This is a genomic window from Herbaspirillum sp. C7C2, from assembly GCF_022627865.1.
GTDB lineage: Bacteria > Pseudomonadota > Gammaproteobacteria > Burkholderiales > Burkholderiaceae_D > Herbaspirillum > Herbaspirillum frisingense.
In genome coordinates, this window is the sequence record NZ_JABXGI010000003.1 from 22,318 (window position 1) to 35,734 (window position 13,417).

Consider the following 13,417-nt stretch of genomic DNA (forward strand, 5'->3'; position numbering starts at 1 on the left):
GGCAGCGATGTGTTCGGCTCACGCACCGGACACCATCATGGGACGGATACGAGTCTTGATGATCGGCAGCAGTTCACGTTGAGCGATCCGCAAATCGTATTCGGCCTGCAGGTTGAGCCAGAATTTGGGATCCATCCTGAAGTAGACGCCCAGGCGTACCGCCGTATCAACAGTGACAGGCCGCTTGCCACGTACGATTTCACTGATACGCGACACCGGCACGTCGATATCGGCCGCCACGCGCGCCGCCGTCATCCCCATGGGCTTGATGAATTCTTCCAGCAGGATTTCACCTGGATGAATTTCGTCCAGTTTCTTCGTCATCGTGCACTCCTAGTGGTAATCGACGATTTCAACGTCGTGTACGCCTTCAGCGGTCCAACGAAAACAAATTCGCCACTGGCCGCTGATGCGAATGCTGTATTGCCCCTTCCGGTTTCCGCGCAATGATTCAAGATGATTACCTGGAGGCACCTGTAGCACCGACAATGCAGAAGCAGCGTGAATCATCAGAAGTTTGCGGCGCGCCACGCGTTCGATATTCCTGAATCGCTTGACCGGCAAGCTATGGAACAGAGATTCAGTATCTGCGCAAGAAAATGAAAGGATCATTTTTGGGATGATTTTATACCGCCAAACAGTTTCCGTTAAACAGAAACTTCGCGAAAGAACAGGCGCCATCCTAGTCGAACAGGCAAGGCAGCTGGCAAAAGCGGGGCATTTTCATCCGGCATTCGGAATTTTTTGGATTTCCGCCCCTGGGCGGTCGCTTATCTGTCGATTATCAATCAATGAGACAAGCCCGAACTTGGTGAACCCCCGCCCCAAGTTCGTCCCTTCCATGCCCCATGAACACCCGCCCAGGAAGGGCATCCTGGCGTATCATCCCCGATCAGCCGCTTCCGGGTCGATTACCGATTCAATTCCGGCCGATTACCTGTCCATAGCGTCTGGCACGCTCATTGCAATTGGGAAAGCTCCAGACGCATCTATTTTTCAAGGGGTTTCCATGAAGTTTGCAAAACCGGCCCTGGCCGTTTCCCTGGCCCTGCTGTCACTGGCCGTCAATACCGCCCACGCCGACGCACTGGCCGATATCCAGAAGTCGGGCACCGTGCGCATCGCCGTGCCGCAGGATTTCGCTCCCTTCGGCTCGGTCAACGCCGACCTGCAATTGCAAGGGCTGGACATCGACGTGGCCAAACTGATCGCGCAGAAAATGGGCGTGAAGGTGCAGCTGGTTCCGGTGGCCAGCGCCAATCGCATCGCCTACCTGCAGACGCACAAGGCCGATCTGGTCATCTCGACGCTGGGCAAGAATGCCGAGCGTGAAAAGGTCATCGATTTCTCGCAAGCCTATGCGCCGTACAACAACAGCGTCTTCGGCGTGGCCGCAGTGAAGGTCAGCGGCCCGGCCGACCTGGCCGGCAAGACCGTGGGCGTGGCCCGTGGCACCTTCCAGGATCTGCAGCTGACCGACACCGCCCCCAAGAGCGCCACCATCAAGCGCTACGAAGACAACAACGCCATGATCTCGGCCTATGTCTCGGGCCAGGTGCAACTGGTGGGAACCGGTGACTTCGTGGCCTATGCACTGGCCGAGAAAGCGCCGGACAACAAGCCCGTGCTCAAGTACATCATCAACGAGTCCAGCTGCAGCGTGGGCCTCAACAAGGGCGAAGCCGCCCTGCTGGCCAAGGTCAATGACGTGCTGACCGCCGCCAAGAAGAGCGGCGAACTCAATGGCATCGTGCAGAAGTGGCTCAATGTGCCGCTGCCGACCAAGATGGCAACGACCTTCCAGTAAGAGCAAGCCGCCACGGCAGGCGACGGGACGACCATGAGGGCGTCCCGTCAGGCCCTGCGATGTTCTACCTCCCTTGCATCATCGACATTACCCTCGCTAGCATCTCTCACGCCGTCAGCAGCGGCCGACGACGGGAGAACAAGGCAAGCCGGCGACCTCCGGCAGAAGCGCCAGGCTCGTCGGACTCATCAGCCCCACCCGCTGGCGTGATCACCGCCTGCCCCTCTACCCGGAACACGCTGACCAGTTCCGTCAATTCCCCTGCCTGACCCCGCATGGAAGCCGCGGCAGCTGCTGCCTGTTCCACCAGTGCGGCGTTCTGCTGGGTCATGTCGTCCAGTTGCGCGACGGCGTCATTGACCAGCTGGATACCTTCGCTCTGCTCGGTACTGGCCACGCTGATCTCGTTGACGATGGCATTGACCTGCTCCACGCTCTGGACCACGCGCGACATGGTGGCACCGGCCTGTTCCACCAGCGTGCTGCCGGCACTGACCTTGTCCACCGAATCGTCGATGAGTGACTTGATCTCCTTGGCCGCTGCCGCCGAACGTTGCGCCAGGCTGCGCACTTCTGAGGCGACCACGGCAAAGCCACGCCCCTGCTCGCCGGCGCGCGCCGCTTCCACGGCAGCATTCAAGGCCAGGATATTGGTCTGGAAGGCAATGCTGTCGATCACGCTGATGATGTCCACGATCTTGCGCGACGCGCCGTTGATCGCGTCCATCGTATCGACCACACGCCCCACCACCACCCCGCCCTCGCCGGCAATGCCGGCAGCCGAGGCCGCCAGGCGGCTGGCCTGCTGGGCATTGTCGGCATTGGTGCGGACGGTGGAAATCAGTTCTTCCATGGCCGAGGCGGTCTGCTCCAGCGCGCCGGCCTGCTGCTCGGTGCGGGCCGACAGGTCCTGGTTGCCCTCGGCGATTTCACCTGATGCCGTGGCAATGGCGTCGGTGCCATGCCGCACCCGCGCGACCAGGTCGCGCAGGCGCGTGTTCATGTCCTGCAGCGAGGCCAGCAACTGGCCGACCTCATCGCGTGAGGTGACGCTGATCTGTGCCGTCAGGTCACCTGCGGCCACCCGCTGCGAGAGGCCCACGGCCTGCTTGAGCGGGCGCACGATGCTGCGCGTGAGCAGCCAGGCGCACAGCACGCCAAAGACCAGCGCAGCCGCCTCCAGCACCATCAAGAGGATGCGACTGCGCGCGGCCAGCGCGACGATGTTGGTGGCCGCGTCATCGATCTCGGCCTGCTCGGCCTGCTGCAGCTTGCGCATGGCGACCTGGTATTTCTTGGACAGCGGCATGAACTCCTGGATCAGCACGCTGTTGGCAGCGTCCTGTTCGCCGGTGGACTTGAGGTCCATCATCTTCAGGGTGATCGCCTTGTAATCTTTCTGCATGCCCTCGATCTCGGCGTAGAGTGCCTTTTCATTGGCGGTGTCGAACATCGGCACCAGTTCCTTCTGCAAATCGGCACTCTCCTTGACCGAAGCCAGTTCCTCGTTGAGGAAATAATTGTTGAGCGTGAGGTCGGTGCTGCGCGACATGGCGATGGTGCGCAGGATGGCTGCGCGCAGGTTGCCATACCAGCCCGAGATCAGGCGCTCCTTGCGCACCGACTGGCTGACCATGTCCTGCGTGACATTGCTGACCACCTGCAGGCGCCAGACGCCAATGCCCATGATCAGGATGGACAACGCCAATACCAGCGCGAAACCGCCAGCCAGACGGCTGCCGATACGCAGGTTCCCAAAGACCTTCATGATGATTCCCCAGTAATGGTGCATGCGGCCGCCCCCGAGGTTGCCGCTTGTCATTTTTCCAGCAAGAAACGTACCTGCCTGCGACAGCAGTGGCCGGGAACGCAGCCTGGGCGGGGCGGAAGGCAGGAACGTGGAGAGCGGGGAGTGGGGAGTGGGGAGTGGGGAGTGGGGAGCGCAGCGCCGCAGGACGCGGCGCGCAGTGCAGAGGACCAGTACCGGCCCGCGATGCGGACCGGATCATGCTTCTTACTGGTAGGTGGTGGCGATCTTTTCCGGCAGCGGCACGTTGAGCCACTTCTTGACGATGCCATTGAGCTCGCCACTCTTCTTGGAGGCGGTCAGGGCCTCGTTGACCTTGGCCATGAGTGCGGGCTCGCCCTTGTTCATGCCGACATAACAGGTCGAGACATTGATGATGTACTTGAGCAGCGGCTTGTTGTTGGGTGTCTTCTCGGCCAGCGCATAGGCCACGAAGTCGCCGGTGCCGACGATCTGGACCTGGCCCGAGACGTAGGCCGAGATCAGGCCGTTGTTGTCTTCATAGCGCTTGATGACGGTGCTCTTGGGGACGCTGTCGGTGAGCATCAGGTCTTCGAAGGTGGAGCGCGCCACGCCCACGGTCTGGTTGGCCAGGTCAGCCGGACCGGCCACCTTGATGGCGGCCACGCCAAAGACGCTGTTGTTGTAGGGCGCATAGCCCTGCGAGAAATCGATCACCTTTTCGCGCTCGGCATTCTTGCCCAGGGTCGAGATGATCAGGTCGATCTTGTGCGTCTGCAGGAAGGCCATGCGGCTGGAGATGGGGACCGGCACCAGCTCGGCCTTGACACCCATGCCCTTGGCCACCAGCTTGGCCACTTCAATGTCCAGCCCCTGCAGCTGCAAGTCGGAATTGACCGAGCCATAGGGCGCGAAGTCCTGTGGCACGCCGATCTTCACCACCCCGGCCTTCTGGATGTCGGCCAGGTTGTCGGCATGGGCCGATCCGGCCAAACCGGCCATCAGGCCCAGGGATGCAGCGATTGCGGTCTTGACGAACTTCATGGTGGTTCCCTTGTTGTCGTTGAATTGATGATCCATGCTGACGGGCAAACAGGGGGCGCCTGTTTTGGTATCACTCGTGGCGATGCAGGCGATGTCTAACTTAGAAAATACCCCGATGTCCCGTCCCCTGCGATGCGCATCCACCCCTATCGGGCAGCGCACAGGACGCCTCCGTACTGATGCAATTACCATGCCCGCTCTTGCCTGCGATCCGGATTCGCCCCACCCTTCTCGTGAAGTCCGGGCCAGGCAAAAAACAGCTGCAGGTCAGGAAAAAATATTAGGTTTCCGCAATTTCAGCAAGCGCCCATCCTTTCCTGACAAAAGCTGCCCGGTACAGCCGATTCCAACTAGGAATAGTCCAACACGGGCGGGCAGCTGATCATACGAAAACTAAAGTTTCAAACTGGCCGGACCGCTGCCACGGTAATGAAAATCATCTTCATGACGCAGTTGCAGCAAGCCTGGTCTTTTCTGTTTCCTGCGATGTTGCGGTGGCGCTATAGATCAGCTTCGCATTCTCGCCAATTAGGAGAAGACGAGGAAAAAACGTAAAATCGAAAAAATAAGTTCTAATATTTTTCAGTTCGCAGTTATATTGCCGCAGGCACTCCGCTGCCGTCATCCAGACCAATCAAAAGGGAGAGATCCATGCCCAGACGTTCCAAGACACCTGAAACCGTTACCGCGACGCCGCCTCGCTTTCTGGTCGAGCCCGACGGCTTCCTCAACGTTCCGGTGAGCCGCAAGACCCGGGATGACATCCACCATCTCAAGAAAAGCATGCGCGTGAGCAGCCAGGCAGAAGTGATCGAAAAAGCCGTGGCCATCGTGCGCGCCATCGATCTGGCCGCACGCGGCGAAGAGTAAGGCCGGGCGGAGACGCCCCGACCTGGTCGCGACCGGTTCCGGTCGCGCCAGTCTTCACATCCCTCTGCGCCCCTCCAAGCGCCCCACCCCGGGTGCATGGCGACATTCTCGTCATTCCTCACGAGCGCGCAAAAAAAACGGCTGCCCGTCTTCATTCAGGCAGCCGTTTTTTATTGGTCCAGATCCCTCCCGCGATCAACACGGGAGACATCGACCAAGACCAATCAACGCATCAACGCATCGGCGCAGCGCCCTGTACCGGCAGTCGGAAGATGCTGACCTGCTCGGCCAGCTCACCGGCCTGCCCCTGCATGGCGCGCGAAGCAGCGGCGGCCTGTTCGACCAGCGCCGCATTCTGTTGCGTGACTTCGTCCATGGCCGTCACCGCTTGATGGACCTGCTCGATACCGGCGCGCTGTTCTTCTCCCGCGGCGCTGATCTGTCCGATGATGGTATTGACCTGGGCCACGCTCTGCACGATTTCCTGCATGGTCTGTCCAGCCTGCTTGACCAGCTGCGCGCCAGAATCGACCTTCTCCACCGAATTGCCGATGAGTACCTTGATCTCCTTGGCAGCCGCAGCCGATCGCTGTGCCAGGCTGCGCACCTCGGTAGCCACCACGGCAAAGCCGCGCCCCTGCTCGCCAGCGCGAGCAGCTTCTACTGCCGCATTCAAGGCCAGGATATTGGTCTGGAAAGCGATGCCATCGATCACGCCGATGATGTCGACGATCTTGCGCGCGGAGGCGTCGATGTCGTCCATCGTCGCCACCACTTGCCCGACGATCTCGCCGCCCTGGCCGGCGATGTTTGACGCGGCCTGCGCCATCTCGGCGGCCTGGCGGGCATTGGCGCTGTTCTGCTGCACGGTGGAGGTCAGTTCCTCCATGGACGAGGCGGTCTCTTCCAGCGAACTGGCCTGGTGTTCGGTACGCGAGGAAAGATCCTGGTTGCCCGCCGCGATCTCCTGTGAAGCGGTGGCGATGGTGTCGGCACCGGTGCGCACGCTGGCGACGATATCGACCAATGAATGATTCATCTCGCGCAAGGCGCCGAGCAGTTCACCGGTTTCATCGGGAGCACGATCGTCGATGTGCTTGGTCAGGTCGCCGTTGGCCACCTTGCGCGCAGCGTCCAGGGCATCGGCCATCGGCACGGTGATGGAACGACTGATCATGAAGGCGGCGATCAGGCCGATCAGGATCGCAATGACCGCCGAGATGATCAGGATGGCCGCCGAATTCACATAGGTGGCGTGCGCGGCGGTGGTCGCCTCGCGCATCTGATCTTCGTACCGCGTCACCAGCTGGCGCAAGGCTTCCAGCAACTCACCCTGGGTCTTGTAGCGCGGACCGAACAGCAGACGTTGCCCTTCTTCTCCCTGGTTCTTCAGGCCCAGCGCCACGACATCACTGGTGAAGGCAAAGTAGTTCTTGCTGGCTTCGTCGACCGCGTTGATCAGACGCTTGCCTTCTTCGGTGGCCACATTGCTGCGCAGATAGTCCAGCGCCTTCTGGAATTCCACCAGATCCTTGTCGATGGATTGCTTGTTGCTCGCCATCTGGGCCTGGTCGTTCAGGATGATGATGTTGCGCGCCGAACGGGCGATGTTCATCATCAGGTACTGCATCTTCTGGGCAGCATTGACCTTGGGATAGATGCGACTGCTCAATTCGCTGGCGGTGTTGTCCAGCGATGACATGCGGACGACACCGACCAGGGTGATGATGACGAGCAACGCGAGAAGAACGGCAAAGCCGGCACCCAGGCGCGTACCCAGGCGGAGACGACGGAGAGGATTCATGTGAGTCTTGGTGTGGATTGGAATGGGGCCAGTGGGGTCACGTCGGCGCGCAGGCGATGATACGTCGGACGCCGACCGCCCCCTATCCCGAACAGAGGGGTAGAGTCCGGCCTTATCGGCTCATGGGCCTGGCGCTCGGTCGACCCCATCGATGCAGGGCAAGCACTGAGCCGGAGGGATTCACGTTTGCACAACTGCCGGATTCGACTGCCGGCTTGCATTACACACCGTCTTTCATGATAGACACCTCCCAGTGCATGGAGCGACGGTTTGCATTGCACGCCGATGCGAGCGGATTGGTAAAGGGGAAAAAGCGGGCACTTTCCCGCTTACGCACAGGTTTGGTGGCCAATTGACTTCTGATATAACAAAGGCTTCGTCGTCCCTCCCCCCTCTGGCCCACCGGCCATGGCGACGGCTGCACTTGCTGGCACGACCGTGACCGCCCATCCGAATCGTCGAGATGACGCGGGTGTCTGGCCGGCTGCACCTGCCGGCATGCATCTTGCTGACCTGAGGGGAGATACCTCACCGCTCAAGGCACAAGTCACATGGCAGATACAGACCAGCATTTTCTCGTCGTCGACGATTTTTCGACCATGCGCCGCATTGTCAGCGGTCTGCTCAAGGAACTGGAATACACCAAGATCGTGGAAGCCGACGATGGCTCCACGGCGCTGAAGATCCTGGAGTCTGGCGCCTCCAATATCACCTTCGTGCTCACCGACTGGAACATGCCTGTCATGGACGGTCTGACGCTACTCAAGAAGATTCGCTCCTCACCCGCGCTGGCTCACCTGCCGGTGCTGATGATCACCGCCGAGGCCAAGAAGGAGAACATCGTCATGGCTGCCCAGGAAGGGGCCGACGGCTACATCGTCAAACCATTCAACGCCGCCACGCTGAAGGAGAAGATCGAGAAGATCCTGTCCCGGCGCGCGCAGATGAAATAGGACGCGCCATGGACATTCCCGCCAACGACGACCGGCAGGAGCCGGAAATCGGCGCCGTCATCCGGCATGTCTCGATGACCACCCGCATCCACCAGACCGTCTACACGCTGGAAAACCGCACCATCCAGCTGGGAGCCGGCGAGGTCCGTTCCGAGTATCGCGTGCTGCTGGAGCGCGACGTCATCAAGGATTGGACCGAGGGTGACGTGGCCCAGTATTTCGGTCGGGACATCGAATGAATGCATGACCGCAGCCGGTGCTCCGCAAGGCCACCGCGCTGCACCACCCGCACCCGCTCTCCCCTCTTCGTTGCGCGCATGCCCGCTCTCCTGCGGGCATGACGTCATGCCCCGGGCATCCGGCTCACGGGCGCATCCCCATCCCCCTCCCCCTCCCACCCACACGCCGTCTTGAGCTTCGTCAGGCCTGTACGCCATCGCATCGGGCATGAACACGGAAGACAATTTATTGCAAAATAGCAATTTTCAAGAGATTTTCTGTGAATCTCCCCGCTTACAAAAGCGGGTATAACGTAACCAATAATCAGACTCATCCGTTGAGAGCGCTATAACAGATCAGGGCTGTTTCATTTTGGGGATGTGAGTCGACGTGGCAGTGTTAATCGTAGAGCATCCAGACACGGGACCGGGGAGCGTGCTGAAGGTCCTTGAAGCAAGTGGACTTCCGGTCAGGGCGGTAGCGGCACTGTCGCAGCTGGAGGGCGAGGTTCAAAAAAAAAACCGGCCATCCTCATTCTCGAGACGCACCGGATCACCAGCGGCTTGCGTCCACTGGTGGCGGACCTGCGCCAGAAATTCCCGCTGCTGGGCATCGTCGTCATTGCCGACAACGGCAGTGAAGCGGCGCATGAAAACGCATTGCATGACGGCGCCGACTACTTCCTGCACAAGCCGGTCAGGGATTCCGTATTGCTGGCGACGATACGTTCTTTCATGCGACGCCTGCATATCCGGCATGCGCCCACCAGTGGCCCTCCCGAAGCCTGGAGCCTGTACCGCCGCCAGGGGACCCTGGTCAGCCCGCATAACGAACGGCTGGCGCTGAGCGACAAGGAATGCGCGATCCTGACCACACTGTTTCTCAGTCCGCACTTTCCGGTCAGTTCGGAACAGTTGCTGCATGCGCTCAACATCACGGCGGAGATTTTCGATCCTCATCGCATCGATACCATCATCTATCGCATCCGGAAGAAGCTGGCGCAACTCGTCCACACCCGGTTCGAGATCAGGAACATCTATGGCCGGGGATTCATGTGCGTCGCAATGAAGGAAGGTGCGGTCTTCTATGTTTGGGATGGATAACAGCGAACTGGCCCTGATCGGGCAACTGGCCGTCAGCGGCGCCTGCCTGGGTGCCATGGGCATCTTCGGTGGCCTGCTGCGGCATGCGCGTCGTCGCTGCCGGCATCTCAGCGAACAGTTGGGACAGGCCTGCGCGCTCAATGAAAGCCTGCGCCGGCAAGCGCTCTACGATGGCCTCACCGGCCTGCCCAACCGTCTGCTGCTGGAAGAGCGGATCAGCTCCGCCCTCACCCGCGCCGAGCGCGAACAGGGTGCGTTCGCCCTGCTGTTCCTGGACCTGGACGGGTTCAAGACGGTCAATGACCGCTACGGTCATGCGGCGGGCGACCTGCTGTTGATGCAGATCGCCAGCCGCCTGTCAGACAGTCTGCGCCACGCCGATACCATTGCGCGTATCGGCGGCGATGAATTCGTGGTGCTCACTGAGATCGTATCCGCCGGCGACATCGGCATCATCCGTGACAAGCTGCATCAGGCGCTGTCGCAGCCCTTCCAGATCGGCGCCGATGCGCTGTGCATCAGCGCCAGCCTGGGCCACGCCCGCTACCCGGATGATGGCAGCAGCATCGACGCACTGCTGGCGCGCGCCGACCAGGGCATGTACCACCTCAAGCGCCAGCGCCAGAGCGCCGTCATCTACGCCACACAATGACAGACGCAGCGCGCCACGGCCGCCGTGATCGCGGCAGCATCGGCCTGGTGCCAGCGGGCCGCCACGTGCTGGTCCGGACGGATCAGGTAGGTGCTGCCGGCACGGGCTGCATACCGACGGGCGGCCATGCCTTCGAGGTCGATCAGGTCGGCGCCTGAGCCGGATGCGGCAATGGTCTTGATCCTGACCTCGACACCGGGAACGTCAATGACCAGATCCGGCGCCTCGGCCGCGAACACCAGGATGGTAAAGCCCTCTCCCAGTTCTTCCAGCAGCCACCCGGGGCGACCATCGCGCAGGATGGGGGCGTCGGCGCAGGGAGTGCCGGGGGCCATGTGTGCGCTGAAGAAAGCGCTGTCAGGGGTGTTGAGGGACGAGTCGCGGTAGGGGGTGGGCGTGGACAGGCGGCCGCTGTTGACCAGGGTGCGCGCAAACGCCTCGGTCTCGGCCAGACTCAGGACGGCGTCACGCAGAAGCTTGCTCACCGGGCTCTTGGGGGTGATGAAGTCAGTCGAGCGGGTCGATTGCCGCAGGTTGTCATCGGCCGCCCAGGCGCGCTCCTCGTGGTAGCTGTCGATGAAGCTGACCGGGGCATGGCCATCGATGACCAGCTTGAGTTTCCAGACCAGGTTGTCGATATCCTGTACTCCGGTATTGGCGCCACGGGCGCCGAAGGGCGAGACCTGATGCGCGGCGTCACCGGCAAAGAGCACGCGCTGGTAGCGCATGTTGTCGATGCGACGGCAGGCGAACTGGTACACGGAGACCCATTCCAGTTCAAACTCCGCGTCCTTGCCCAGCATGGCCTGGATGCGCGCAATCACCTTCTCGGGCTTCTTCTCTTCCTCCGGATCAGCATCCCAGCCCAACTGGAAATCGATGCGCCAGACGTTGTCGCACTGCTTGTGCAAGAGCACGCTCTGGCCGCGATGGAAAGGCGGGTCGAACCAGAACCAGCGTTCGGCGGGGAAGCCGGCCTTCATGATGACGTCGGCAATCAGGAAGCGGTCCTGGAAGAATTGCCCGCTGAACGCTGCGCCGACCATCCTGCGGGTATCGCTATTGGCACCGTCGCAGGCGATGATCCATTCCGCCTGGGTGTGGTAGAAGCCGTCCGGTGTCTCCAGCGACAGCGTGGCGCAGTGATCGTCCTGCTTCAGGTTGAGTACCTTGTGCTTCCAGCGCAGCTCGATCAGGGGATGGGCCTGGCAGGCTTCGACCATGTATTGCTCCAGATAGTATTGCTGGAGATTGATCATGGCGGGCATCTTGTGCCCCGCCTCGGGCTGCAGGTCGAAGCGATAGACCTGGCGGTCCTCGAAGAACACCTTGCCCACCTGCCAGCTCACGCCCTTGTCCACCATGCGCCTGGCCACGCCCAGCCGGTCCCATATCTCCAGCGGGCGCTGCGCATAGCAGACCGCGCGTGAACCGATGCTGACGGTGTCGTTGTCATCCAGCACCACCACCGGCAGGCCGCGCGCGGCGCATTCCAGAGCGGCGGTCAGGCCGATCGGCCCGGCGCCGATGATGACCACGGGATGAAGCTGCGACTTGCCGTCGCGTTGCTCGTCGGATTGCCGATAGGTAAAGCGTGGGTAGGCATAGGTGCTCTGCACAGAAGTCTCCTTGGAATATTGTTGTCACGACCGCTTGCTTCAGCGGGCCTGCTCACTGAATTCATCCGCATGCATCCATGCGGCATGGCGGGGCGCGCGACGGGTGCGCGACCACTCTTCCAGCATGTCCCATTTCACCGCGTCCAGCCGCTGCAACTGTTCCGGCGTGGCACAGTCGGCGGCCAGTTCGACCCGATGACCATTGGGATCGAAGAAATAGATGGACTTGAAGATGGTGTGATCGGTGATACCGACCACCTCGATGCCATCGGCCTGCAGCCGCTGCATGACCTCACGCAGCGTGACTTCGCTGTCGACCTTGAAGGCGATGTGCTGGACCCAGGCGGGTGTATTGACATCGCGCCCCATGGGCGGCGAGGCGGGAATCTCGAAGAAGGCCAGCACATTGCCCTGACCGGCATCCAGGAACACATGCATGTAGGGATCGGGCGCCTTGGTCGAGGGCACCTGGTCTTCGGCAATGGCCAGGATGAAATTCATGTTCAGGTATTTTCCATACCACTCCACGGTCTGCCTGGCGTCCTTGCAGCGGTAGGCGACGTGGTGGATACGATCGATATGCATGGTGGATCTCCTCGGACGGGCACAGCCCTTATTAGTAACGATTGTTACTATATGGATGCATGAGGAGTGCGGTCAACGCGCAGGCGCTACCGATGGACAAGCTTCGCAGCGGGAATTGATCTGCATCAAGCTCTGCCCGGCTTTGGTGGTTTGGTAACGTCTGTTACCATGCCGGAATGAAACTGCAAGCATTCTTTCCCTACCAGCTGGCGCAACTGGCCGAGGCCGTCAGTCGCTCGGTCGCCTCGGTCTACGCCGACCGCTTCGGCCTGAGCCGCGACGAGTGGCGCATCCTGGCCGCATTGGCCGAACAGGGCCAGATGCAGGCCAGTGATCTGGTACCCCATACCTCACTGGACAAGATGCAGGTCAGCCGTGCCTTGGGCCGGATGAAAACGGCAGGCCTGATCCTGCGCGAACCCAGCCCGGAGGATGCGCGTGCACGCATCGTCAAGCCGACCGCGCAGGCGCGCAGGCTCTACCGCAAGATCGTGCCGATGGTCGAAGAACGCGAGGCCTATCTGCTGCAGGCGCTGAGCGCCAGTGAGCGCGAGCTCCTCCTGCGTGCCATGCAAACGATACGCACAAGGGCCATGGAACAGGACGCTGCCCAATGATGAGCCTTGTCAGGCCTTGGCTGACGCGGGATTGCGAGCCTGCCTGATGCACGCGGTGGGTCGCTGGCGCTATCGTGAACGCTCTGGACTATCTTGAGGAGAGCAGCGATGAATCAGCTTGAAAATCGGCCAGAAAATCAACGTGATCCCGCCAAGGCGGGCACAGACCAACCAGTGCGCCCCGGTGAGGCGCCGACGGTAACGCAGTTCGAGAAGGAAGAAAAAGGCCATGAAGGTACGCTGGGCGGGCAACCGCCCCTGCATGCCCCGGCCGGGATCCAGCGTAGCGGTCGGGGTGGCGTTCTGGTCGAGGAAGGCGCCCTGACAGGCAAGCCTGAAACGCCCAAGCCTTGACGCCAGGACGGGCGAAGCATTC

At 61.2% G+C, this 13,417-nt stretch carries 15 protein-coding genes; 8 read left to right on the forward strand and 7 right to left on the reverse strand.

Going from position 1 to position 13,417, the window contains the following annotated elements; genetic code table 11:
• Window positions 1–18: 18 nt before the first annotated feature.
• Both HWE04_RS06095 and HWE04_RS06100 read right to left on the reverse strand, forming a co-directional pair.
• Window positions 19–324: a HigA family addiction module antitoxin gene (locus tag HWE04_RS06095; protein ID WP_006462479.1), complete on the reverse strand. Its 306-nt coding sequence runs from the start codon at window positions 322–324 to the stop codon at window positions 19–21.
• A 9-nt stretch (window positions 325–333) separates the two neighbouring features.
• On the reverse strand, window positions 334–612 hold the full coding sequence (locus HWE04_RS06100) for a type II toxin-antitoxin system RelE/ParE family toxin (protein WP_152486647.1): 279 nt from the start codon (window positions 610–612) through the stop codon (window positions 334–336).
• Window positions 613–1,009: 397 nt separating this feature from the next.
• On the opposite strand from HWE04_RS06100, the gene HWE04_RS06105 reads away from it, so the two are divergent.
• The gene (locus HWE04_RS06105; RefSeq protein WP_241811868.1) at window positions 1,010–1,807 is read left to right on the forward strand and encodes a transporter substrate-binding domain-containing protein; all 798 of its coding nucleotides are present in this window, start codon (window positions 1,010–1,012) and stop codon (window positions 1,805–1,807) included.
• 106 nt (window positions 1,808–1,913) lie between these two features.
• Here the strand turns inward: HWE04_RS06105 and HWE04_RS06110 are convergent, their stop codons facing one another.
• A complete protein-coding gene (locus tag HWE04_RS06110) occupies window positions 1,914–3,575 on the reverse strand; it encodes a methyl-accepting chemotaxis protein (protein WP_241811869.1) in 1,662 nt (553 codons plus the stop codon).
• Window positions 3,576–3,821: 246 nt separating this feature from the next.
• Window positions 3,822–4,619, reverse strand: a complete 798-nt coding sequence (locus HWE04_RS06115; protein ID WP_241812066.1) for a transporter substrate-binding domain-containing protein — start codon at window positions 4,617–4,619, stop codon at window positions 3,822–3,824.
• Window positions 4,620–5,270: 651 nt separating this feature from the next.
• On the opposite strand from HWE04_RS06115, the gene HWE04_RS06120 reads away from it, so the two are divergent.
• Window positions 5,271–5,489 (forward strand): hypothetical protein, encoded by a 219-nt coding sequence (locus tag HWE04_RS06120; protein ID WP_006462471.1) that lies wholly within the window; start codon window positions 5,271–5,273, stop codon window positions 5,487–5,489.
• Window positions 5,490–5,721: 232 nt separating this feature from the next.
• On the opposite strand, the gene HWE04_RS06125 is transcribed toward HWE04_RS06120, so the two are convergent.
• Window positions 5,722–7,293 (reverse strand): methyl-accepting chemotaxis protein, encoded by a 1,572-nt coding sequence (locus tag HWE04_RS06125; RefSeq protein ID WP_241811870.1) that lies wholly within the window; start codon window positions 7,291–7,293, stop codon window positions 5,722–5,724.
• Between the two features lie 551 nt (window positions 7,294–7,844).
• Between HWE04_RS06125 and HWE04_RS06130 the strand changes: the two genes are divergently transcribed.
• The 4 genes from HWE04_RS06130 to HWE04_RS06145 all read left to right on the forward strand — a co-directional run bounded on the left by HWE04_RS06130 (window position 7,845) and on the right by HWE04_RS06145 (window position 10,220).
• Complete coding sequence (locus HWE04_RS06130) at window positions 7,845–8,246, forward strand: response regulator (protein ID WP_006462469.1); 402 nt, start codon at window positions 7,845–7,847, stop codon at window positions 8,244–8,246.
• A gap of 8 nt (window positions 8,247–8,254) precedes the next feature.
• Window positions 8,255–8,485, forward strand: a complete 231-nt coding sequence (locus tag HWE04_RS06135; RefSeq protein WP_077235017.1) for a hypothetical protein — start codon at window positions 8,255–8,257, stop codon at window positions 8,483–8,485.
• Window positions 8,486–9,028: 543 nt separating this feature from the next.
• Entirely contained in the window at window positions 9,029–9,568 is a 540-nt protein-coding gene (locus HWE04_RS06140) for a response regulator transcription factor (RefSeq protein ID WP_006462467.1), read from the forward strand.
• Complete coding sequence (locus tag HWE04_RS06145) at window positions 9,552–10,220, forward strand: GGDEF domain-containing protein (RefSeq protein ID WP_241811871.1); 669 nt, start codon at window positions 9,552–9,554, stop codon at window positions 10,218–10,220. Before HWE04_RS06140 ends, HWE04_RS06145 begins: the two co-directional genes overlap by 17 nt.
• On the opposite strand, the gene HWE04_RS06150 is transcribed toward HWE04_RS06145, so the two are convergent.
• Window positions 10,205–11,839 (reverse strand): FAD-dependent oxidoreductase, encoded by a 1,635-nt coding sequence (locus HWE04_RS06150; protein ID WP_241811872.1) that lies wholly within the window; start codon window positions 11,837–11,839, stop codon window positions 10,205–10,207. The two genes, HWE04_RS06145 and HWE04_RS06150, sit on opposite strands and share 16 nt — an antisense overlap.
• 39 nt (window positions 11,840–11,878) lie before the next feature.
• Window positions 11,879–12,424 (reverse strand): VOC family protein, encoded by a 546-nt coding sequence (locus HWE04_RS06155; RefSeq protein ID WP_006462464.1) that lies wholly within the window; start codon window positions 12,422–12,424, stop codon window positions 11,879–11,881.
• Between the two features lie 176 nt (window positions 12,425–12,600).
• Between HWE04_RS06155 and HWE04_RS06160 the strand changes: the two genes are divergently transcribed.
• Window positions 12,601–13,041: a MarR family winged helix-turn-helix transcriptional regulator gene (locus HWE04_RS06160; protein ID WP_241811873.1), complete on the forward strand. Its 441-nt coding sequence runs from the start codon at window positions 12,601–12,603 to the stop codon at window positions 13,039–13,041.
• A 108-nt stretch (window positions 13,042–13,149) separates the two neighbouring features.
• A complete protein-coding gene (locus HWE04_RS06165; protein ID WP_241811874.1) occupies window positions 13,150–13,395 on the forward strand; it encodes a hypothetical protein in 246 nt (81 codons plus the stop codon).
• Window positions 13,396–13,417 lie beyond the last annotated feature (22 nt).